Origin of the sequence: Streptomyces sp. NPDC050164, from assembly GCF_044459945.1 — a bacterium.
Classification (GTDB): Bacteria; Actinomycetota; Actinomycetes; order Streptomycetales; family Streptomycetaceae; genus Streptomyces; species Streptomyces coeruleorubidus_A.
Genome location: NZ_JBITJK010000030.1, coordinates 75,707 through 96,255 on the forward strand (window position 1 = coordinate 75,707; position 20,549 = coordinate 96,255).

A 20,549-nucleotide genomic window follows, 5' to 3' on the forward strand; every position below is an offset into this window, starting at 1 on the left:
CGGATTGAATACCAGGACCCGATTGAACCCCGAGAGCCTGCGTGATTTATTGATTCATCGAGGGGGAAGTGTAGGGTGATTCAATCCATCAGTGGGGAGTGTGTCGCGTGTCCGTCGAGTCTGTGAGCGCCCAGGGGTTCGCGCGCGAGAGCCTCGCCGTCCTCCAGCAGGTCATCGAATCCGCCCGGGGCGACGTGGCCGCCGCCGCGGACCTGGTCGCCGAGTGCGTACGCGCGGACGGTGTCGTCCAGGCCTTCGGCACGGGCCATTCGCAGGCGCTCGTCCTCGAACTCGCCGGTCGCGCAGGCGGATTCGTCCCCACCAACCGGCTGAGCATCGCCGACCTCGTCCTCTACGGCGGTGAGGACCCGGCCGTGCTCGACGACCCGCTCCTCGAACGCCGGGCCGGGGTGGCCGCCCGGCTCTACGACCTGGCCGCCCCGCATCCCCAGGACCTGTTCGTCGTCATCTCCAACTCCGGCGTCAACAACGTCGTCGTCGAGATGGCCCTGCACGCCAAGGAACACGGCCACCGCGTCCTGGCCCTCACCTCCCTCGCCCACACCCGGGCCGTCCCCGCCGCCCATCCCAGCGGCCGGAAGCTGGCCGACATCGCCGACGTCGTCCTCGACAACGCGGCCCCGCGCGGCGACTGTCTGCTCGAACTGCCCGGCGGCGGCTCGGTCTGCGCCCTGTCCACGCTCACCGGCGTGATGCTGGTCCAGATGACGGTCGCCGAGGCGGCCGGCCGCCTCGGCGCCGCCGGCGAGCGCCCGCCGGTCTACGTCTCGGCCAACGTGCCCGGCGGCTTCGAGGGCAACCTGGAGCTGGAGAAGAAGTACGCGGGCCGGATCCGCCGCACCGCGAGCTGAACCGGACCGTGCGCACGGCCGGGGCCCCCGAGCAGGGGCCCCGGCCGTTCTCGACTCACTTCACCGGTACGGGCGTCAGCGCGACGGCCAGCGGATAGGCACCTGTCGTCAGCGGCGCCCCGACGGCACCGGACGCCGTGTCGACAGGGACCAGGGCGCCCGCGTCGGCGGTGGTCACGTACGCCGTGCCGCCGTTCCAGTCCAGGGCGACGTCGAAGGCGGACCTGCCGACCGTCACCGCCTCGCCGGGGGCGCCGGTGACCGTGTCGACGGGCGTGACGGTGTCGCCGGTGCTGGGGCTGACCCACAGCGTCCGGCCGTCCGGTGACAGGGCGAGACCGTAGGCCTGGCCGGAGACCAGGAGCGTCGGCTCGGTGTCGTTCGTGGCCGTGTCGATCGGAGTGACCGTGGAACCGCCGGAGTCGGACACGTACACCGTCCTCCCGTCGGGCGCGGCCACGATGTTGAAGGGACTCGGGCCGACGGGGACGGCGGCACCGGCCTTCCGGGTGGCCAGGTCGACCGGGGTGACCGTGTTGTCCTTGATGTTGGGCACGTAGAGCGTGCGGCCGTCGGGTGTGATCGCCATGTTCTCGGGCCCGTTGCCCACCTGGACGGGTTCGCCCGTGGTGAGGGCGGCCGTGTCCACCGGCTGGACCGTGCCGTCCCCGTAGTTGGCGACCCAGAGGGTGCGGCCGTCCGGGGTGAGCGCGAGCCCGGCGGGCACCTTGCCGACCGGGACCGTGGCGGTGACCTTCCCCTGCGCCACGTCGATCACGCTGATGGTGTTCGAGCCCTGGTTGGCCGCGTAGGCGGTGCGCCCGTCCGCGCTCGTCACGACCTCACCGGGGTTGGCTCCCACGGCGATCTCCGTCGTCTTCCTCGACGACAGGTCGACCGAACTGACTGACGCCCCGCTGAAGTTGGCCGTCAGCGCCCGCGGTGTGCCGGTGCCGTCGGTGACCTGAACGGGCAGCGCGCGGGAGAGGACACCGTCGCCCGCCACCACGACCGGACGCACTCCGGCGGTCGCGCCCTCCTGGGCAGTGACCGTGACGGTCGCGGACACGCTGCCCCCGGCCGGGACCGTCGCGGTGCCCTCGGCCGGCGTGGCGGTGACCCCGTCGGGGACGGTCAGTTTCCAGGAGACCGTCCGGGCGGCGGTGTCGGAGAAGGAGAGAGTCACCCGGGCGGAGCCGCCCGGCTTCAGGCTGACGGACCCGGGCGCGAAATCGGCGTCCACGCCCGGGTCGGGCGCGTTCTCGGTCATCGCCGTGTAGAGGAACCGGTCCATCACGCCCGGGGACACCTGCTGGGGTATCGCGTCCAGTTCCTTGCGCTGGGCCCGGAGCCGGTTCCAGTACGTGGCGACCGCCTCGCTGTCGCCCCGCTTGCCGGCCAGCAGCAGGTCGACGGCCGTCTGCCCCGCGGTGCCGTAGCGGCCGAGCTTGTCCAGCCAGGCCGAGGTCTCCTCGAGGAACCCGGGGTTGTCGAGGCGGGCGCGGAGCGCGCCGGGCGTGGCGGCCATGTCGGCGAAGTACGACCGGAGCGCGGCGGCGGCCCGGTCGAGGCCGGAGTCCTCGTCGTAGGCCCTGCGGAACTCGGCGATGAGCGCGCTGAGCGTGGGGGACTCGGTCGCGTCGAGCTGGGACGAGTGGTTGTTCTCGGCGAAGATCCGCAGCCACCTGGCGGCGTCCGGCCCGGCCAGGTCGCGGACGGAGGCGAGGAAGGCGGCTTTCGGGTCGTAGGCGTCCGGGTTCCACAGGTAGGCGGCGGAGGTGAACAGGGCGATCCGGCTGGCCTCGCCCTGGACCATCGGGTTGGCGGTGACCCCGGCCGCCGCCTTCGCCACGCCGGGCTCGCGGCCGGTGTAGGGGCCGAGCAGCAGCCGGCTGGTGACGTAGTCGTTCACCGGGTAGTTGTCCCAGACCAGGATCGGATGGCCGTAGACCTCGCGGGCCTTGGTGACCTGGTCGGCGGTGATGGTGGGGGCGATCACCCCGACGCCGGTCCACTCCACGACCACGGACGGGTCCAGCTTCTCCCGCAGCGCCTTCTTGTAGGGGGAGTCGGCGAGGTCGGAGTACTCGGTGGGGACCATCTCCAGCGGTTCCAGACCGGGGTGGGTCGCGGAGAAGTCCCGCCACACCCGGTTGAGCAGATGGGCCTGGGCTGCCCCGGCGGCGCCGCCGCCCGTGCCGAACTCCTGCTCGTCGGCCGCGCAGTTCCACTTGGTGTAGCTGATGTCGTCCAGCGGGATCGCGAAGGAGCGCACGCCGATCGCGTACAGCGAGTCCAGCTTGCGGGTGAGGGCCTCGACGTCGGCGTCCGAGGAGTAGCAGACGGACAGTCCGGGGGAGAGGGCGTAGGTGAAGCGGACGTGGTTGGCGTCGGCCCGGCCGGCCAGTTCCCGGAGCCGTGCCAGCTCCGCGGACGGGTACGCCTCACGCCACCGGGCGCGCAGGTAGGGGTCGTCCTTGGGGGAGTAGACGTAGACGTTCTGCTTGGTGCGGCCGTAGAAGTCGAGCTGGTTCAGCCGCTCGGCATGTGACCAGGGGGTGCCGTAGAAGCCCTCGATCACTCCGCGCAGCCTGGCCGTGGGCCAGTCCCGGACGGTCACCTCGGGCACGGTCCGGGTGACCAGTTGGCGCAGGGTCTGGGCGGCGTAGAAGGTGCCGGTGCGGTCGGCGCCGGACAGGGCGAGGAGGGTCCGGCCGTCCTTGCGGCCCGAGGCGAGGACGTAGCCGCCGGAGGGCAGCCCGGCCGGGGACGGGGAGCCCAGCCGCTTCAGGGCGGAGGCCGTCGCGCTGCTCTCGCCCGGGCCGCCGAGGAAGACGGTGAAGCCGGGCTTCGCGGGCGGCTTGCCGACCGTCACGATCCGCTCGGCCCCGGCCTCCCGCAGGACGGTCTCGACGACGCGCCGGGCCGACGGGTCGGTCCCGCGGCCGACGACAGCCACGACCCGGTCGGGGACCGTGAGCCGGGCCGGCCCTGCGTGCAGGCTCTTCGGCTGCGGCCACACCTGCGGCACGGCGGTCTTCGGGGGCCGGTCCGGTGCGGCGACCGCGCCCGGCGCCGGCGGGAGGGCGAGGCCGGCGGCCAGCAGCAGCGCGACGGCGGGCAGGCGTCCGAGTCGCCGGGGGCGTCTCACACGAGGGGCTGGGAACACGGGTGCTCCTTCCGGATGCCGCGGGCACCGGCCCGGGCCAGAGAGGAAGAGGTGATTGGAGCCACCGCGTGATGCTAGAGATGCTGAATTGAACAATCAATGGGGCGTGGGCCCCGCCAGGCGGGGAGGCGCCACCGGATCTCGTGACCGGCGTCATGTGAGGATCAGGGTGGTCCTCGACGCGCTGCTGCCGGCCCGCCAGAGCGACGACGTGGCGCTGCCGGTCGCGCGGGCGCACGCGCCAGGGTCCCCATCAGGCCGCCGCGTTGAAGCTGCCCGGCGACCCGGCATTCGTCTCCCGCTCCCGCGTGACCGTCACCGGGCAACTGGCCGCCTGGGCCTGGAGGAGCCGGCCTTCGCCACCGAACTCGTCGCCAGTGTTTCCGTCCGAGCCGTTGACGCGGCCACTGGGGACTTCCACACTGGCCTGACTACGTAGTCATGGGTCGTCTCACTGTCCTGCGGTCAATGATGACTACGTAGTCCAAGACCGTCGGGACCCGGGGAGTGCGCATGTCCGCCAGGGGAGCCGAACCAGGCCCCCCGGCCACCGGTGGGCGCCGGCGGCGTGGTCCCGGGATGACCGAGGTCGCGCGGGCCGCCGGGGTGTCGCAGAAGACGGTGTCGCGGGTCGTCAACGGCGAACCGCACGTCAGCCCGGAGGTGCGCGACCGCGTCCTGAGGGCCATCCGTGAACTGGACTACCGTCCCAACACCGCCGCCCGCGCCCTGCTCCTCGGCCGCTACCGCCGGATCGGCGTGGTCTCGCTGGGCAGTTCGCTCTACGGCCCGTCGACCCTGCTCATCGCCCTGGAGCGGGCGATGCAGCGCGCCGGGTACTCCGTCGCCCTGGCCAGCACCCTGGAAGGGCAGAAGGTCTCGGCCGCCGTGGACGCGTTGCTGGAACAGGGCGTGGACGGGATCGTGCTGTCCGAACCCATCGACGACGGCACGCCGCTCAGACTGAGCGCGGACGTGCCGGTGGTCAGCCTCGGCGAGGGCGTGGAGCTGACGCCGGGCACGAGTGCCGTGGTCGGCGGCGACGGCGTCGCGGCCGCCCGGATCGCCACCGAGCACCTGCTCTCCCTGGGCCACCGCACCGTCTGGCACCTGCCCGGCCCGCAGGACTGGTGGGCCGCCCGCGACCGCCTGCGCGGCTGGCGCGAGGCCCTCGCCGCCGCCGGCGCGCCCGAACCGCCCCTGCCGTCACCGGGCGACTGGAGCCCGGCCTCCGGCTACGCCGCCGGACGGCAGCTCGCCGAACTCTCCGGCGTCACGGCCGTGTTCGCCGCCAACGACGACATGGCCATCGGGGCGCTGCGCGCGTTCGCCGACGCGGGCCGCGCCGTCCCCGGCGACGTCAGTGTCGTCGGCTACGACGACATCCCCGCCGCCGCCTATCTCTCCCCGCCGCTGACCACCGTCCGGCAGAACTTCGCCGCCGTCGCCGACCGCGCCGTCGACGTACTGATCGCCCTGGTCGAGGGCCGCCCCGCCTCGGCCGAACGGGCTGGCCAGGCAGTCGAGTTGGCCGTACGGGCCTCCACCGGGCCGGTACGCGATCCGGGCCCCGCGCCCCATCCCGCCCCGGCCCCCTGACCGCTTCCGCCCCCGACCCCGACCGCCCACACCTGCCGACCGCGGGCGGTACGGCCGCCCCGCCACCCGCCACCCGCCACCGGCCGGATCCGCCCCGCCCGCGTGCGCCGTCCAGGACCGCCGCCGTACGCACTGCCCGCACGCCGGGCGCGACAGGCTCGAGCCGCACCACGTGAGGAGCCACGTGTGTACACCCCACCACCCCCCTCCCCTCCGACCCGCCGCGCCCTGCTGCGCGGTGCCCTCGGCCTCTGTCCGGCCGCCGCACTCTCCGCCTGCGGCGGCGCCGGCGCCGCGCCCCGCACCTCCGGCGAGGTCACCCTCTCCCTGCGGACCCACGACCCGGGCTACGAGGAGTTCTTCGTCAAGGGCGTCCCGGAGGCCGAGGGCCGTCGCCGGGCGCGGCACACCCGACCTGGTGGGCTTCGAGATCGGCAGCTTCCCGCGCATGCTGCGCGGCGACATCTCCGAACGGCTGCTGTATGACTTCACCCCTCACCTCGAGGCCGTACCCGGCCTGAAGGACGGAGCCGTCCTCGCCGTGCTGCCCGCCGTCGCCCTCTTCGTGCTGCTGCGCCAACAGCTCCTCGAGGGCCTGTCCACGGGCGCGGTCAAGGGCTGGCACGCCATCAACCCACCTGAAGGAGAAGCATGTTCGAGCTGCCACGACGCGTCCTGTTCGGTGCCGCGTACTACCACGAGTACCAGCCGTACGAACGCCTCAAGGACGACCTCGACCTGATGGCCGAGGCCCGCTTCTCGGTGATCCGGGTCGGCGAGTCCGTCTGGTCCACCTGGGAGCCCACGAGCGGCCGCTTCGACCTCGACTGGCTCCAGCCGGTCCTGGACGGCGCCCACGAGCGGGGCATCTCCGTCATCCTCGGGACGCCCACGTACGCGGTACCGCCCTGGCTGGCCCGGCAGTACCCGGAGATCGCGGGGGAGCACCGCACCGGTGAGCGCATCGGCTGGGGCGCCCGGCAGGAGGTCGACTTCACCCACCCGGCGTTCCGCTTCCACGCCGAGCGGGTCATCCGCAAAATCGTCGAACGGTACGCCCCTCACCCGGCGGTCATCGGCTACCAGGTGGACAACGAACCGGGTCTCCACCTCTTCCACAACCACGGCGTCTTCCAGCGCTTCACCGACGAACTGCGCGAGACGTACGGCGACGTGAGGACCCTCAACCGCGAGTGGGGCCTGGTCTACTGGTCGCACCGGCTGTCCACCTGGGCCGACCTGTGGACCCCGGACGGCAACGCCCAGCCGCAGTACGACCTGGCGTGGCGGCGCTTCCAGGCCCGGCTCACCACCGAGTTCATCGCCTGGCAGGCGGACATCGTCCGCGAGTACGCCCGCCCCGGCCAGTTCGTCACGACCTGCATCTCCTACGACCGCCAGGGCGTCGAGGACGACCGGCTCACCGACCGCCTCGACGTCACCGCGGGCAACCCGTACTACACGATGCAGGACGCCCTCGCCCTGCCCGGCACGGGCGGCGCCGGGCAGAACTGGACGACCAACGGCACCTGGGCGCTGTACCGCAGCGCCGACCGCATGTACTCCTCGCGCCAGGAGCCGTTCCTGGTCACCGAGACCAACGCGCAGGCCATCAGCGGGCCGTGGGACAACCGCCCCGCCTACGACGGCCAGTGGCGGCAGGCGGCCTGGGCGCTGATCTCCCGCGGCGCCTCGATGATCGAGTACTGGCACTGGCACACCCTGCACTTCGGCACCGAGACCTACTGGGGCGGCATCCTCCCGCACAACGGGCGCCCCGGCCGCGTCTACCGCGAACTGGCGGCACTGGGAGGGGAGTTGGAGAAGGCCGGTGACCTCGTCGCGTCCCTCACCCCGGACGCCGACGTGGCCTTCCTCTACGACGGGCCCAGCAAGTGGGCACTCCAGGGCCAGCCGCCGCTGGCCGGCCCCGACGGAGGCCCGGACGGGCGGTCGTACGAGAGGATCTTCGACGCCTTCTACCGCGGTGCCTTCGACGCCGGCCTCCAGGCGCGCGTCCTGTACCCCGGGCAGCTCCAGGCCGCCGATCTGCCCCCGCTCCTGGTCGTCCCCGCCTACTACGCCGCCGACGACACCGTCCTGGACCGGCTCCGCGCCTACGCCGAGGCCGGCGGCCATCTCGTGCTCGGCCCCCGCACCGGCTACGGCGACACCGAGGCCAGGGCCCGCACCGGCCTCCAGCCGGGCCGGCTGGCCGAGGCGGCCGGGGTGACGTACGACGAGTTCAGCAACCTGGGCGATCCGCTGCCCGTCACCGGCACGGACGCCCTTCCCCTCCCGGCCGACGCGCACGCCCTGCACTGGGCGGACGGGCTGCGGCCGCGGGGTGCCGAGACGCTGGCGGCGTACGTGCATCCGCACTTCGGACGCTGGCCCGCGGCCACCACGCACCGCCACGGCGCCGGGCGCATCACCTACGTCGGCACCGTCCCCGACGCCGTCTTCGCCCGGGCCCTGTTCGACCGGTACGCCCCGGAGGACGCCTGGCGCCCCACGCACCCGAGCGTCACGGCCACCTCGGCGACCGCCCGGGACGGCCGCCGCGTGCGGTTCCTGCACAACTGGTCGTGGGAGGAGGTGTCCGTGCCGGTGCCCACCGCCCTGCGGGACGTGCTGTCGGAGACCGGGTACGGCGACTTGGTGCCGCTCGGGCCGTGGGACGTGAAGGTGCTGCGGGAGGAGCCGGTCTGAAGCAACCGCCGCTTCCGGCAGGTCTCGGCATCGCGCCTCGGCTGACCGCCTGGGGTGCCTTCAGAGCACCTTGCGGTGCACAAGGGCCGACAGGACGAGGGCGCCCGGCAGGAGAGGGAGCCACACCGTCAGGACGCGGTAGCCGATGACGGTGGCCGTGGCGGTGGCCACCGGGGCGCCGAACGCGGCCATGGTGAAGACGAGCGCGGCGTCCACGGGACCGATGCCGCCCGGCGCCGGCACGGCCCCGACCGCCGTGCCGGCCACCAGCAGCGCGAGGATCACCTGCGTCCAGGACAGCGGCAGCCCGAGCGAGAAACCGACCGTGGCGATCACACTGCCCTGGAGCAGCGGGGTGGCTGCCGCCCCGCCCCACAGGGCGAGCACACGGCCGGGCCGGGTGTGCAACTCGCGGGCGTCGGTCAGCGCGGTGCGCAGGAAGCCGAGGACGGGGCGGCGCAGCGCCCGTACGGTCACGAGCGTCACGGCGGTCGCGGCCAGCGCGAGCAGGGCGCCGCCCGCCGCGAAGAGCAGGGTGCGGTCGTCCGGGACGAGCGCGCCAAGGCGCAGTACGTCCGGGAACGCCACCAGGAACACGAGCAGCACCACCGTCTTGGCGACCGGCTTGACCAGGGAGTACAGGGCGAGTGAGGCGGTGGCCCGGGGCAGGGGGATGCCGCGGCGCTGAAGGAAGCGCAGGGTGACGGCGTGCGCGCCGATCCCCGCCGGCAGCACCTGGTTCGCGGCACCGGCGGCGAACTGCGAGGCCACCAGCAGCCCGGGCGGCAGCCGCTCCGGCAGCGCGCCCTGCCGGACGCAGGCGGCGGCCACCCACGTCAGACACGTGCAGACGAACGCGACGAGCAGCCACCAGGGGTCGGCCGAGGCCAGCCGCGCGGCCCCCTCGTAGGCCGCCCGCCGGTCGACCAGGGCCCACCCCCCGACCAGCAACAGCGGAAGCAGGGCCAGGGCCGGCCGGACGAGCCGCGCGGTGGTCGAGGAGCGGCGGGGTGCGGTGGGGAGCGGGGCGGGGGCAGGGAGCGTTTCGAGCCGAAGCTGGGACACGGCGTACGTCGTCCTTCCGCGTCACGCCCGGGGACGGGGCGGACGATGCAGGGCGAGTCAAGGGGACCTCGGAAACGTGCCCGGCCGGTATGACGCCCCGGTGTCCGACAGCGAAAGCGAGAGGGGCGGGAGAACGACACGGCCGGTTTTGAGAGCGATCCACCCGGCCAGCGGTCCGGGAGGGCGACCGGTGAGGGCGCTCCGCCTGCGGCCCGGGGCCGGGAGGCGGACGGGCGTGGTGTGGTGACTGTCTATGCCGCCGCGGACCGCGCCCCGGCCACCGGAAACCCCGGACTCCGCAGCACTCGCCTGTCCGCGTCCACCGCGAACACCTCGCAGTTCTCGCGGGCCGCCGCCCACTCGACGCCCTGCCTGCCCAGGGCGAACGCCGCTGTCGCGACCGTGTCTGCCTCGGTCAGGGTCGGGGCCACGACGGTCATGCTGAGGAGGCCCGTTGCCGGGCGGCCCGTGCGGGCGTCGAGGATGTGGTCGCCGCGTTCGTAGCGGGCGGAGGTCGCGACGGCCCGGTCCGTGAGGTCCAGGACCGCGCAGAGCCGGTCGGCGTGTTCGGGGTGGCGTACGCCGACGCGCCAGGGGCCGCCGGAGGCGATCACGTCGCCGCCCGCGTTGAGGCAGAAACGCCGAGCACCGGCCGCCGACAGGAGCTCCGCTCCCTTCTGCACCGACCAGCCCTTCACCACGGCACAGGGGTCGAGGCCGCGACCGGGCAGACGTACGTCGAAGGCGCCGCCGGTCGCGATCCGGTACTCCTCGCACAGCTCCAGGACCTCCCGGAGCACCGGACTGGGGTCGCGCACCTCCCCCCGGTCCAGCCGCGACACCTCGCTGTCCGGCCGGAACGGGCTGAACCGCGCGTCGACCTCGCGCAGCCAGGCGAAGAGGCCGTCCACCGGTGCCTCGGGGAAGTCCTCGTCGTCGATCCGTACCGAGACCGGGAACCCCATGACGTGCTCGACGCGCCGCATGCCGTCAGCCCCGCGCGTCGATGGCGGCCTGGAGCGACTCCTTGTAGCCGTCGCTGGTGATCGTCGCACCGGACACCGTGTCGATGTCGGCGCTCTGTGCCTGGAGCGTCTCCTCGATCAGCTGGGGCACGGCGGCCGTGGTCTGCGGATGGTTCGGCTGCTGGAGCATCCGCACCGAGGCGATCTTGTCGTCGGCGAACGTGACCTCGACCTGCACCGGGCCCTTCTCGGTGTCGATGGTCGAGCCCGACACGACCGTGGTCGTGGTGCCGCCCGACGAGGAGGCCGACGGTGTCGACGCGGGCGTGGCGGCCTCGGTCACCGACGACGACGCGGTGTCGTGTGACGGCGCGTACCGCCAGACCGGGATCAGCCCCGCGACGCTGAGGACGAGGACGGGTATGGCTCGCTTCACGAATCTCTCCTCCTCATCCGGCCAGGCTGAAGCGCTCGAAGTGGGTCTGCGTCCTGGGCACGCCCAGCTCGCGCAGGCTGCCGAGCACCGCGTTCATCATCGGCGGCGGGCCGCACAGGTAGACGTCCCGGCCGGTGATGTCCGGCACCAGGCGGGCCAGCTCCCGCGGCGTCAGCCGGTCCGGTACGGCAGGGCCGGTCACCAGGTGCAGCTCGGCACCCTTGGCGTGCGCGAGTTCGCGCAGTTCGTCGTAGAGGACGGCGTCCTGGTCCGTGGCCACCCGGTAGATCACGACCGCGTGGCCGTGCAGCTCCTCCAGCAGGGCCCGGATCGGGGTGACACCGACGCCGCCGGCGATGAGCAGGGCGTCCGGGCGGGTGCGGTGCAGGGTGGTGAAGGCGCCGTAGGGGCCCTCGGCGAACACCCGCGTGCCGACCTTCAGGTGCCGCAGGGCCGCGCTGCCCTCGCCCGCCCGCTTGGCGGTCAGGCGCAGCGTACGGCCGTCCGGCGCGGCGGACAGCGAGAACGGGTTGGCCTGCCACCAGCGGTCCTTCGTCAGGAACCGCCACAGGAAGAACTGTCCGGCCCGGGCGGGCAGCCGGTCCAGGTCGCGGCCCGTGACGTAGACCGAGACCACGTCGTCGTTCTCGGGGACCACGGCCGTCACACGCAGCTGGTGGCGGAGGTTGCGCCACAGTGGCAGGACCAGGCGGCCGAGGAACACCGAGGCGAGGGCCACGCCCCACACGGCGTACCAGTACGCCTTCGCCACGGACGACGAGGTGAACGTCGTACCCGCCGCGACCTGGTGCGTGAACGCCAGCACCACCGCGACGTAGGTGTACAGGTGGATGAAGTGCCAGGTCTCGTACGCCAGTCGGCGCCGGGCGTAGCGGGCCGAGACCGCGCCGACCGCGATGATGATCGCCAGGGCGGTGATCGCGCGCAGCACACCCTCGACGGTCTCGGCGAGATCCACCAGCTGGTTCACCGGGTCCAGGGACGAGGACTGGGCGTAGCCGAAGACGATGAACACGGCGTGCGCCAGCAGCAGCCACAGCACCGAGAAGCCCGTCCAGCGGTGCCAGGACGTCAGCCGGTCCATGCCGATCCGCCGGTCGAACCACGGCAGCCGCGCCACCAGCAGCAGCTGGAACGCCATGAGCAGCGCCCCGTACAGCCCCGCCAGCCGCCCCAGCACGATCAGCGTGTTGGAGGCGAAACCGGCCTGGACGAAGAAGACGGTCACCACGACCACGTTGGCGAGCAGCAGCGCGTACAAGCCGGTGCGGCCCACCACTGTGGGCCGCACGCCCGGGCGGGTCGCCGCGCGGGGTTCTTGGAGGGTCGTCACGATCGGCAGCTCCTTGATCGGATCCTGGGACACCGAGCTTGTCGCGGGGGGCTGTCGGAATGCTGTCGCTCAACTTTCAAGTGTTTATCGATCCGGCGGCGAAGGCTCGGGCGGCTATGGCGGCACACGGCACGTGAAGCACTATGAGCGGGTGGAAAAAGTACGACTCCTCGTCGTCGACGACGACCCGCCCATCGCCGACCTCGTCGCGACCGTCGCCCGTTACGAGGGCTGGGAGGCGGTCACGGCGTACTCCGGCGAGGACGCGCTGAAGCGGGCCGCCGAGTTCCACCCGGACATCGTGGTGCTCGACCTGATGCTGCCCGGCGTCGACGGCTTCGGCGTCCTGGACCGGCTGCGCGCCTCCGGCACGATGGTGCCGGTGGTGTTCCTCACCGCCCGCGACGGCGTCGCCGACCGGGTCGCGGGCCTGACCCGGGGCGGAGACGACTACCTGGTCAAGCCGTTCGCCGTGGAGGAGCTGATGGCCCGGCTGCGCACCGTCCTGCGGCGCAGCGCCGGGCCCGCCTTCCAGCGGTCCGTGCTCCAGGTCGGCGACCTGACCATGGACGAGGACACCCGCGAGGTGCGGCGCGGCGACAGACTGCTGTCCCTCACCCCGACCGAGTACGAGGTGCTGCGCTACCTGATGCGCAAGTCGCCCACCGTGCTCACCAAGGCGCAGATCCTCGACCACGTGTGGGAGTACGGCTTCGGCGGCCGCTCCAACGTCGTCGAGCTGGTCATCAGCCGGCTGCGCCGCAAGCTCGACGAGACGGACGACGGCGGCGCGCCGCTGATCCACACCGTGCGTGGATTCGGGTACGTCCTGCGACAGGCCTCCGAGTGATAGCCCGGCTGCGGCGGGCCTACCGAGGGATGCGCCTGGGCACCCGGCTGGCCCTCGGCCTCGGCGCCCTGTCGCTGGTCGTGTTCGCCGTCGTCGGCACGGCCCTCACCACGTACATGCGCGACTACCTGTCGGCCCAGCTCGACACCCAGCTGGCGCAGGCCCAGATCGCCCAGTCCAAGAGCATCGCGCACTACGGCACGCTCTCGGGCAAGAAGTACTACAGCTGGTTCTACGCCGTGTACGACGTCTCGGACGGCACGCCCGAGCTCCGCAGGCCCGAGGACCCCGCCGACCTGCCCGAGGACGTCGACGACTTCACCGCCCTGGCCTCGGCGCAGAGCGCCGCGCACACGGAACTGCTGCGCACCGAGCACCTCAAGGGCGTGGGCACCTACCGGCTGCGCGCCTGCGAGGTCGAGCCCGGGGTGGTCCTGGTCAGCGCCGCGCCCATGGAGGACATCGAGGACACGGTCGGGCAGCTGATCACCATCCAGGTCGTCACCTTCGCGCTCGCGCTGCTCGCGCTGGTGGTCTTCGGCCGCCGCATGCTGCGCCGCGGGCTGAAGCCGCTCAGCGACATGGCGTCCACCGCGCACGGCATCGCCTCGCACGACCTGACCGAGTCGGCGGCCCGGCTGCCGCTGCGCGCCGACGGCCGGGACGGCGGCCCGGAGGTGGACGAGCTGCGGACCGCCTTCAACACGATGCTGGAGCACATCGACGACTCCCTCGCCGTGCGCGCTCAGGCCGAGCAGCGGCTGCGCCGGTTCGTCGCGGACGCCTCGCACGAGCTGCGCACCCCGCTGATGTCGGTACGCGGCTACGCCGACCTCTTCCAGTACGCCGCCGCCAACGCCCCCGAGGAACGCGACCGGCACCTGGCCCGGCTGCGTGCCGAGGCCGCCCGGATGGGCATCCTCCTGGACGACCTGCTGCTGCTCGCCCGGCTGGACGCGGCGGAGGTGGAGGCGCCGCTGCGGCTGGAGGACGCCGACCTGGTGGAGCTGGTCCAGCAGGCCGCCGACGCCTTCCGGGCCAGCCGGCCGGACCACCCGCTGACGGTGACCACCGGCCCGGTGGCGCTCAAGGTGCGACTGGACCCGCAGCGCGTCCGGCAGGTCCTGGACAACCTTCTCGCCAACGCCGCCGTGCACACCCCGCCCTCAACCCCGGTGTCCGTGGACGTCGCCGTCGCCTCCGGCACCGCTCTGGTCCGGATCGCCGACGCGGGTCCCGGCATCCCGCCCGAGGACCACGAGCGCGTCTTCGACCGCTTCTACCGCGTCGACAAGGCCCGCAGCCGCGACCGCGGCGGCAGCGGCCTGGGCCTCGCGGTCGCCCATTCCCTGGTCCGGGCCCACGGCGGCCGCATCGAGCTGAACAGCGAACCCGGAGCGACGGTGTTCACCGTGTGCCTGCCCCTGAAGGGTGTGGTCCCTGGGGACCGGTGAGGCGGGCCATCTAGACTCGACCGGCAACAGCCCGTACGACCATGGCCGCAAGTCTCCGCCAACCCGAAGGGCCCCGGCGTCTTGATACGGATCGATTCAGTCACCAAGCGGTACCCGGACGGCACGGTGGCGGTCGACCGGCTCTCGCTGGAGATACCCGACCGCTCGATCACCGTCCTCGTCGGACCGTCGGGCTGCGGCAAGACGACCACCCTGCGGATGATCAACAGAATGGTCGAACCGAGTGAGGGAACGATCCTCCTCGACGGCGAGGACATCCAGCGACAGCCCGTCACCACCCTGCGCCGCTCCATGGGTTACGTCATCCAGAACGCCGGCCTCTTCCAGCACCGCACGATCGTCGACAACATCGCGACCGTGCCCCGCATGCTCGGCTGGGGCAAGCAGAAGGCCCGGGCGCGGGCCGCGGAGCTGATGGAGCGGGTGGGGCTCGACGCCGCGCTCGCCAAGCGCTACCCGTACCAGCTGTCCGGCGGCCAGCAGCAGCGCGTCGGCGTGGCCCGGGCCCTCGCCGCCGACCCGCCCGTGCTGCTCATGGACGAGCCGTTCTCGGCGGTCGACCCGGTCGTGCGCAAGGGACTCCAGGACGAACTGCTCCGAATCCAGGACGAGTTAGGCAAGACCATCGTCTTCGTCACCCACGACATCGACGAGGCGATCAAGCTCGGCACGATGGTCGCGGTGATGCGCACCGGCGGCCACCTCGCCCAGTACGCGCCCCCGGCCGAGCTGCTGTCCAGCCCCGCCGACGCCTTCGTCGAGGACTTCCTCGGCGGCGACCGCGGCATCCGGCGCCTGTCGTTCTTCCCGTCCGCCCGGCTCGAGTTGACGAGCGACCCGGTGATCCCGCTCGACGCCACCGCCGAGCAGATCGCCGCCCCCGACGCCCCCTACCTCCTGGTGACCGACGCGGACGGCCGGCCGCTCGGCTGGGGCGAGCCGCGGGACCTGGCCGCGGGGGACATCCGGCCGGAGGAACTGCTGTCCCACGGGCGGCCGTTCGTGCCCGGCACCGACTCGCTGCGGGCCGCCCTCGACTGCGCGGTGCTGTCGCCGACCGGCTGGGCCGTCGCCGTGGACACCGGCGGACGCGTGACCGGCGTCGTCTCGCAAGCGACCATCGGCGAGGCGATCCGCAGCGCCCACGCGGCAGGGCGCGACGACGAGAAGGTCGCCGGATGAGCGACTTCCTCCACGACTTCTTCGACATCCCGAGCGACCTCCAGCACAGCTGGATCGGGCTGGTCGGACTGCACCTGAGGGAGGCCCTGCTGCCGGTCGCGGCCGGGCTCCTCCTCGCCCTGCCGATCGCCCAGCTCTGCGTGCGCTTCCGCTGGCTCTACCCGCCCGTCCTCGGGGTCACCACCGTGCTGTACGCCATCCCGTCGCTGGCGTTCTTCGTCGTCCTCATCAACTACACCGGGCAGAGCGAACTCACCGTGATGATCCCGCTGGCCGTGTACAGCCTGGTGGTGCTCGTCCCGGCGATCGTGGACGGGGTGCGCTCGGTGCCGCAGGAGACCCTGTCCGCGGCCACCGCCATGGGCTTCGGGCCCGTACGGCGGTACTTCCAGGTGCAGTTGCCGATCGCGGTCCCGGCCATCATCGCCGGCCTGCGGGTGGCGACCGTGTCGAGCATCTCCCTCGTCAGCGTCGGCATGCTGATCGGCAACCAGGGCGCGCTCGGCAATCTGCTCCACGACGCGCAGATCTACAACCGGCCCGAACTGACCTGGAACTCCGTGATCACCACGGCCCTCCTGGCGATCCTCGTCGACGCCCTGCTGGTCCTGGTGCGCGTGCTGCTGACGCCCTGGATGCCCAGCGGCACGGCCGGCCGCGAGCAGGCTCCCGCCCTCAAGGACGCAGTCCGGTGAACGTATTCAGCTTCGTCAACGCCTTCTTCAGTGACAGCGCCCACTGGCACGGCTACGACGGCATCCCGGCCCGCCTCGCGGAACACGTGCAGTACACCCTGGAGGCGCTCGCCCTCGCCGCCGCGATCGGACTGCCGATCGGCCTGGTCACCGGTCACTACGGGCGCGGCGGGAACGCCCTGTCCCTGGTCGCCACCGCCGGGCGGGCCCTGCCCAGCTTCGGCCTGCTGGTGCTGATGACGACCCTGCTGGGGTTCGGGATGCTGCCCGTGATGATCCCGCTGGTCGTCCTCGCCGTCCCGCCGATCCTGGTCACCACCTACGAGGCGATGCGGTCCGTCGACCCCTCGCCGGTGGACGCCGCCCGCGGCATGGGCATGCACGAGTCACGGATCCTCTTCCAGGTCGAACTGCCGGTCGCCCTGCCGCTGATCCTGAGCGGCCTGCGCTCGGCGGCCATCCAGATCGTGTCGACGGCGACCATCGCCGCGTACGTCAGCCTGGGCGGCCTCGGCCGGTACATCGTCGACGGCCTCTACCAGCGCAACTACGAGAAGGTGGTGGGCGGCGCGACCCTGGTCGCCGTCCTGGCGCTGGTCACGCTCGCGCTGTTCTGGGCGGTCGCGCGGGTCGCGGTGTCGCCCGGGGTGCGCAGGAGATGAGAGGCAGAGCGCCTCAACTCGCCGCAGATCGACGCCGATTGTAACCAGGGTGCTCTTGACTGACCGAACAGCGGCTGGCTTGGATCAATGGGTGATTACTACGGCGGAGAGCAGCACCCGGTCCATCACGAGGCACCCCGGCGCGACCGCAGTCGCGCTCGCCGCGGCGGTAGCTCTTCTCGGAGGCTGTTCCTCCGGCGGCACCTCCGACGACCCGCTCAAGGGCGGCGGAGCGCAGAGCGGCACCGTCGTGGTCGGCTCCAACAACTTCGCCGAGAGCACCCTGCTCGCCGACATCTACGGCGAGGCCCTCAAGGCCAAGGGCATCAAGGTCACCTACAAGCCCAACATCGGCAGCCGTGAGACCACCTACGGTCTGATGAAGAACGGCACCATCACCCTGCTGCCGGAGTACAACGGCTCCCTGCTGGCGTACCTCGACGCCAAGGCCAAGCCGAAGACGGTCGAGGAGACCACGACCGCGATCAACGGCAAGCTCGACTCCGAGCTGGAGCTGCTGAAGCCGTCGGCCGCGCAGAACAAGGACTCCGTGACCCTCAACGCTCAGACCGCGAAGAAGTACGAGCTCACCTCCGACTCCTCCATCGGCGACCTCAAGGGCGTCGCCAAGGACCTGGTGTTCGGCGGCTCCCCGGAGTTCCAGACCCGGCACCAGGGCCTGGTGGGCCTGAAGTCGGTGTACGGGCTGGAGTTCAAGTCCTTCAAGTCCCTCGACGCGGGCGGGCCGCTGACCCAGACGGCGCTGAAGGAGAACACCGTGCAGGCCGCGGACGTCTTCACCACCGACCCGACCATCGCCCGGGAGAAGTTCGTCGTCCTGAAGGACCCGGAGAACCTCTTCGGCTTCCAGAACGTGCAGCCGCTGGTCCGCAAGGGCGAGCTGTCCAAGGAGGGCGTCGAGGCGCTCGACGCGGTCTCGGCCAAGCTCGACACGAAGGCGCTCCTCGACCTGGACGCGCAGGTGCAGCTCGAGAAGAAGGACCCGCTGGACGTGGCCAAGGCGTGGCTGAAGTCGGCGGGTCTGGACTGACCGACCCGGCTGCCTGTCACCAGGCTGCCTGTCACGATGCGATAACAGGCTCGACCGGACCGGAAAGGGATCGAACGCGGGCCGGGGGCGGGGCGTCACAGGAGCGGAACCGTCACCGGTCACCGTGATCCCCTGGGAGAGCCATGCGTACCGACTTCAAGCGCACCGCCCGGATCCTCACCGTTCTCGCCCTGTGCGCCGTCGGAGCCGGCGCCGCGGCGGGGTGCGGCAGCGCGGAGGCGGGCAACGACGGCGGCAAGACCCGTGGCACCGAGTCGGCCCCGCGGTCGGAGGCCCGCGACCGCCGGGTCGCCGACGCCTGGGACGGCTCCGAGGCGGCCCGGCAGTGGCACGAGGGCTACCACCCCATGGGAGCGGTCGTCCAACTGCCCGGGGCCGGCCTCCTCAGCGACGCCGCCGACCGGCGCGCCTACGAGATCGGCAACTTCGAACTGCGGGGGAAGCTGCCCGCCCCGCCGGGCGGAAGCGGACGAGTGACCTGGCGGAGCGGGGGCTCGCTCACGACGCCGCTCATGGACGCCGAGAAGGCCTACGAGACGCTGGACCGTGCCGACAGTCCCGGGCCGCGCCTGACCGTGACCGGGGCGAGGCTGGGCGAGATGACGGTGGTCACCAGCCGCGGCCCGGCGACCGTCCCCGCCTGGCTGTTCACCCTGGAGGGCTACGACAGTCCCCTCAAGCGTGCCGCGGTGAGCCCGTCCACGCTCCCCAGGCCGCCGATCGGGCCGCTCGGGCAGGACGTACCCGCTGACGTGCTGGCGCCGCTCGGCGGCCTCACGGAGGTCGCGGGAAACGGCCGGTCCGTCACCGTGGTGACCCACCACGGAGCCTGCGACGACGGCCCCGCCGTGGAGGCGCTGGAGACGAGCGGCAGTGTGGTGCTGTCCGCCGCCGTGACGGGCGTCGAGGACGGTCCCTGCACGAGTGAACTGCGCGGTGAGAGGGTGACGGTGAAGCTGGACCGGCCGGTCGGCGACCGCATCGTCCTGGACGCGTTCACGGGCCGCCCGGTGCCGTACACCGAGTGGCCCGGGAACGCCCCCGGCCGGAGCTGAGACACCCCTGGTTCAGGCCTGCACCGCCGTAGCGATCAGCTGGTCGAGCAGGGCGATCAGCACGTCCCGGCACGACTCCCTCTCCCGCGCGTCGCACAGCAGCACCTGCACGTGCTCCGGCACCGCGAGCGCGTCCCTGATGTCCTCGGGCGGATACGGGTGTTCACCGTGGAAGCCGTTGACCCCGACGACGAACGGGATGCCCCGGCGTTCGAAGAAGTCGATCGCGGCGAAGCTGGACTCGGGTCTGCGGACGTCGACCAGGACCACGGCACCGAGCGCGCCGAGGGCCAGGTCGTTCCACATGAACCAGAACCGCTGCTGCCCCGGCGTACCGAACAGGTACAGCACCAGGTCCCGGCTGATGGTGATCCGGCCGAAGTCCAGGGCCACGGTGGTGGCCCGCTTCTCCTCGATTCCGTCCAGGTCGTCGACGCCCAGACCGGCCATGGTCAGGGGTTCCTCGGTACGCAGCGGGACGATCTCGCTGACCGCCCCGACCATGGTGGTCTTGCCCACGCCGAAGCCGCCGGCGATGAGGATCTTGACCGTGTCGGGTGCCGAGGACGCGTCGGTGTCGACGTCAGAGCCGGCCAAGGCCGTCCCTCACTTTCTTCAGCAGGTCCAGGTCCGGAGTGGTACGGGAGACGAGGCGCGGCGGACGGACGGTGATCCGGCCCGCCTCCAGCAGGTCGCAGAGCAGGATGGCGACCACGCTCACCGGCAGGTCGAGCCGGGCGGCCAGCTCCGCCACGGCCATCGGCTCGGCGCACAGCCGGAGGATCCGGGCGTGCTCGGGCTGGCAGCGGGCCGCCGCGGCGGGCTGCGGATCGACCGCGGTCACCGTCGCGATGAGCGTGAAGTCGGCGCGGCTGGGCCGGGTCCGGCCGCCGGTCAGCGCGAACGGCCGTACGAGCCGCCCCGCCGAGTCGCCTCCGCCCACCTCACACGCCGGGGTCGACGACGGGACCGGCCATGCCCCGCGGTGCCGCGCTGAGGTGCTCGCCGATCTTCTTCACCAGCATGTTCATCTGGTACGCCACCACACCGACGTCCGCGCCCGGCCCCGTGAGCACGACCAGATGGGCGCCGGGACCGGCGGAGGTGAGGATCAGATAGCTGTTGGCCATCTCGATGAGTGCCTGGCGCACCGGACCGCCCCGGAAGTCCATGCTGACGCCCTTGCTGAGGCTCATCAGGCCGGACGCGGTCGCCGCGAGCCGCTCGGCGTCGTCGCGCAGGAATCCGGTGGACTTGCTGACCACCAGGCCGTCCTCGGACAGCACCACGGCCTGGTTCACGTCGGCGACCCGCTCGACGAGTCCGGTCAGCAGCTGGTCGAGCTGGGTGTGCGTGGCGGGGATGGGGGGTGTCATTGCGGTGTCC

Annotated in this window: 20 protein-coding genes; 11 read left to right on the forward strand and 9 right to left on the reverse strand. The window is 72.3% G+C overall.

The window, feature by feature from the left end; genetic code table 11:
• Positions 1 to 107: 107 nt before the first annotated feature.
• A complete protein-coding gene (locus ACIBNA_RS31515) occupies positions 108 to 872 on the forward strand; it encodes a sugar isomerase domain-containing protein (RefSeq protein ID WP_399168582.1) in 765 nt (254 codons plus the stop codon).
• 55 nt (positions 873 to 927) lie between these two features.
• On the opposite strand, the gene ACIBNA_RS31520 is transcribed toward ACIBNA_RS31515, so the two are convergent.
• Together ACIBNA_RS31520 and ACIBNA_RS31525 are read right to left on the reverse strand one after the other, a co-directional pair.
• Complete coding sequence (locus tag ACIBNA_RS31520; protein WP_399168618.1) at positions 928 to 3,978, reverse strand: beta-N-acetylglucosaminidase domain-containing protein; 3,051 nt, start codon at positions 3,976 to 3,978, stop codon at positions 928 to 930.
• Between the two features lie 316 nt (positions 3,979 to 4,294).
• Complete coding sequence (locus tag ACIBNA_RS31525) at positions 4,295 to 4,462, reverse strand: hypothetical protein (protein ID WP_399168583.1); 168 nt, start codon at positions 4,460 to 4,462, stop codon at positions 4,295 to 4,297.
• A 158-nt stretch (positions 4,463 to 4,620) separates the two neighbouring features.
• Here ACIBNA_RS31525 and ACIBNA_RS31530 point away from each other — a divergent pair, with 158 nt between their 5' ends.
• The 3 genes from ACIBNA_RS31530 (at position 4,621) to ACIBNA_RS31540 (ending at position 8,352) form a co-directional block, all read left to right on the forward strand.
• The gene (locus tag ACIBNA_RS31530) at positions 4,621 to 5,640 is read left to right on the forward strand and encodes a LacI family DNA-binding transcriptional regulator (protein WP_399168584.1); all 1,020 of its coding nucleotides are present in this window, start codon (positions 4,621 to 4,623) and stop codon (positions 5,638 to 5,640) included.
• A 418-nt stretch (positions 5,641 to 6,058) separates the two neighbouring features.
• Positions 6,059 to 6,382: a hypothetical protein gene (locus ACIBNA_RS31535; RefSeq protein ID WP_399168585.1), complete on the forward strand. Its 324-nt coding sequence runs from the start codon at positions 6,059 to 6,061 to the stop codon at positions 6,380 to 6,382.
• Positions 6,292 to 8,352, forward strand: a complete 2,061-nt coding sequence (locus tag ACIBNA_RS31540) for a beta-galactosidase (RefSeq protein ID WP_399168586.1) — start codon at positions 6,292 to 6,294, stop codon at positions 8,350 to 8,352. The genes ACIBNA_RS31535 and ACIBNA_RS31540 overlap by 91 nt, the downstream gene beginning before the upstream one ends.
• Positions 8,353 to 8,412: 60 nt before the next feature.
• Here the strand turns inward: ACIBNA_RS31540 and ACIBNA_RS31545 are convergent, their stop codons facing one another.
• The 4 genes from ACIBNA_RS31545 to ACIBNA_RS31560 form a co-directional block, all read right to left on the reverse strand.
• Positions 8,413 to 9,417 (reverse strand): YbhN family protein, encoded by a 1,005-nt coding sequence (locus ACIBNA_RS31545; protein WP_399168587.1) that lies wholly within the window; start codon positions 9,415 to 9,417, stop codon positions 8,413 to 8,415.
• A 251-nt stretch (positions 9,418 to 9,668) separates the two neighbouring features.
• Positions 9,669 to 10,403 (reverse strand): FAD:protein FMN transferase, encoded by a 735-nt coding sequence (locus ACIBNA_RS31550; RefSeq protein WP_399168588.1) that lies wholly within the window; start codon positions 10,401 to 10,403, stop codon positions 9,669 to 9,671.
• Positions 10,404 to 10,407: 4 nt separating this feature from the next.
• Entirely contained in the window at positions 10,408 to 10,818 is a 411-nt protein-coding gene (locus ACIBNA_RS31555; protein WP_399168589.1) for an FMN-binding protein, read from the reverse strand.
• 13 nt (positions 10,819 to 10,831) lie between these two features.
• Positions 10,832 to 12,172, reverse strand: a complete 1,341-nt coding sequence (locus ACIBNA_RS31560) for a ferric reductase-like transmembrane domain-containing protein (RefSeq protein ID WP_399168590.1) — start codon at positions 12,170 to 12,172, stop codon at positions 10,832 to 10,834.
• Positions 12,173 to 12,323: 151 nt separating this feature from the next.
• On the opposite strand from ACIBNA_RS31560, the gene ACIBNA_RS31565 reads away from it, so the two are divergent.
• The 7 genes from ACIBNA_RS31565 to ACIBNA_RS31595 all read left to right on the forward strand — a co-directional run bounded on the left by ACIBNA_RS31565 (position 12,324) and on the right by ACIBNA_RS31595 (position 19,163).
• Positions 12,324 to 13,022: a response regulator transcription factor gene (locus ACIBNA_RS31565; protein ID WP_399168591.1), complete on the forward strand. Its 699-nt coding sequence runs from the start codon at positions 12,324 to 12,326 to the stop codon at positions 13,020 to 13,022.
• A complete protein-coding gene (locus ACIBNA_RS31570) occupies positions 13,019 to 14,476 on the forward strand; it encodes a sensor histidine kinase (protein ID WP_399168592.1) in 1,458 nt (485 codons plus the stop codon). The genes ACIBNA_RS31565 and ACIBNA_RS31570 overlap by 4 nt, the downstream gene beginning before the upstream one ends.
• Positions 14,477 to 14,557: 81 nt before the next feature.
• Entirely contained in the window at positions 14,558 to 15,679 is a 1,122-nt protein-coding gene (locus ACIBNA_RS31575; protein ID WP_399168593.1) for an ABC transporter ATP-binding protein, read from the forward strand.
• A complete protein-coding gene (locus tag ACIBNA_RS31580) occupies positions 15,676 to 16,374 on the forward strand; it encodes an ABC transporter permease (protein ID WP_399168594.1) in 699 nt (232 codons plus the stop codon). The genes ACIBNA_RS31575 and ACIBNA_RS31580 overlap by 4 nt, the downstream gene beginning before the upstream one ends.
• On the forward strand, positions 16,371 to 17,036 hold the full coding sequence (locus tag ACIBNA_RS31585; RefSeq protein WP_399168595.1) for an ABC transporter permease: 666 nt from the start codon (positions 16,371 to 16,373) through the stop codon (positions 17,034 to 17,036). The genes ACIBNA_RS31580 and ACIBNA_RS31585 overlap by 4 nt, the downstream gene beginning before the upstream one ends.
• 94 nt (positions 17,037 to 17,130) lie before the next feature.
• Positions 17,131 to 18,087, forward strand: a complete 957-nt coding sequence (locus ACIBNA_RS31590; RefSeq protein WP_399168619.1) for an ABC transporter substrate-binding protein — start codon at positions 17,131 to 17,133, stop codon at positions 18,085 to 18,087.
• Positions 18,088 to 18,230: 143 nt separating this feature from the next.
• A complete protein-coding gene (locus tag ACIBNA_RS31595; RefSeq protein WP_399168596.1) occupies positions 18,231 to 19,163 on the forward strand; it encodes a hypothetical protein in 933 nt (310 codons plus the stop codon).
• 12 nt (positions 19,164 to 19,175) lie between these two features.
• Here ACIBNA_RS31595 and ACIBNA_RS31600 read toward each other — a convergent pair whose 3' ends face one another.
• From ACIBNA_RS31600 to ACIBNA_RS31610, 3 genes are read right to left on the reverse strand one after another with little or no spacing between them, the layout of a single operon-like run.
• Positions 19,176 to 19,760, reverse strand: a complete 585-nt coding sequence (locus ACIBNA_RS31600; protein ID WP_399168597.1) for a GTP-binding protein — start codon at positions 19,758 to 19,760, stop codon at positions 19,176 to 19,178.
• A complete protein-coding gene (locus tag ACIBNA_RS31605) occupies positions 19,747 to 20,106 on the reverse strand; it encodes a DUF742 domain-containing protein (protein WP_399168598.1) in 360 nt (119 codons plus the stop codon). Before ACIBNA_RS31605 ends, ACIBNA_RS31600 begins: the two co-directional genes overlap by 14 nt.
• Position 20,107: 1 nt before the next feature.
• Positions 20,108 to 20,539 carry a roadblock/LC7 domain-containing protein gene (locus ACIBNA_RS31610; protein ID WP_274820510.1) on the reverse strand — a complete coding sequence of 144 codons (432 nt, stop codon included), beginning with the start codon at positions 20,537 to 20,539 and terminating at the stop codon, positions 20,108 to 20,110.
• Between the last annotated feature and the right edge of the window lie 10 nt (positions 20,540 to 20,549).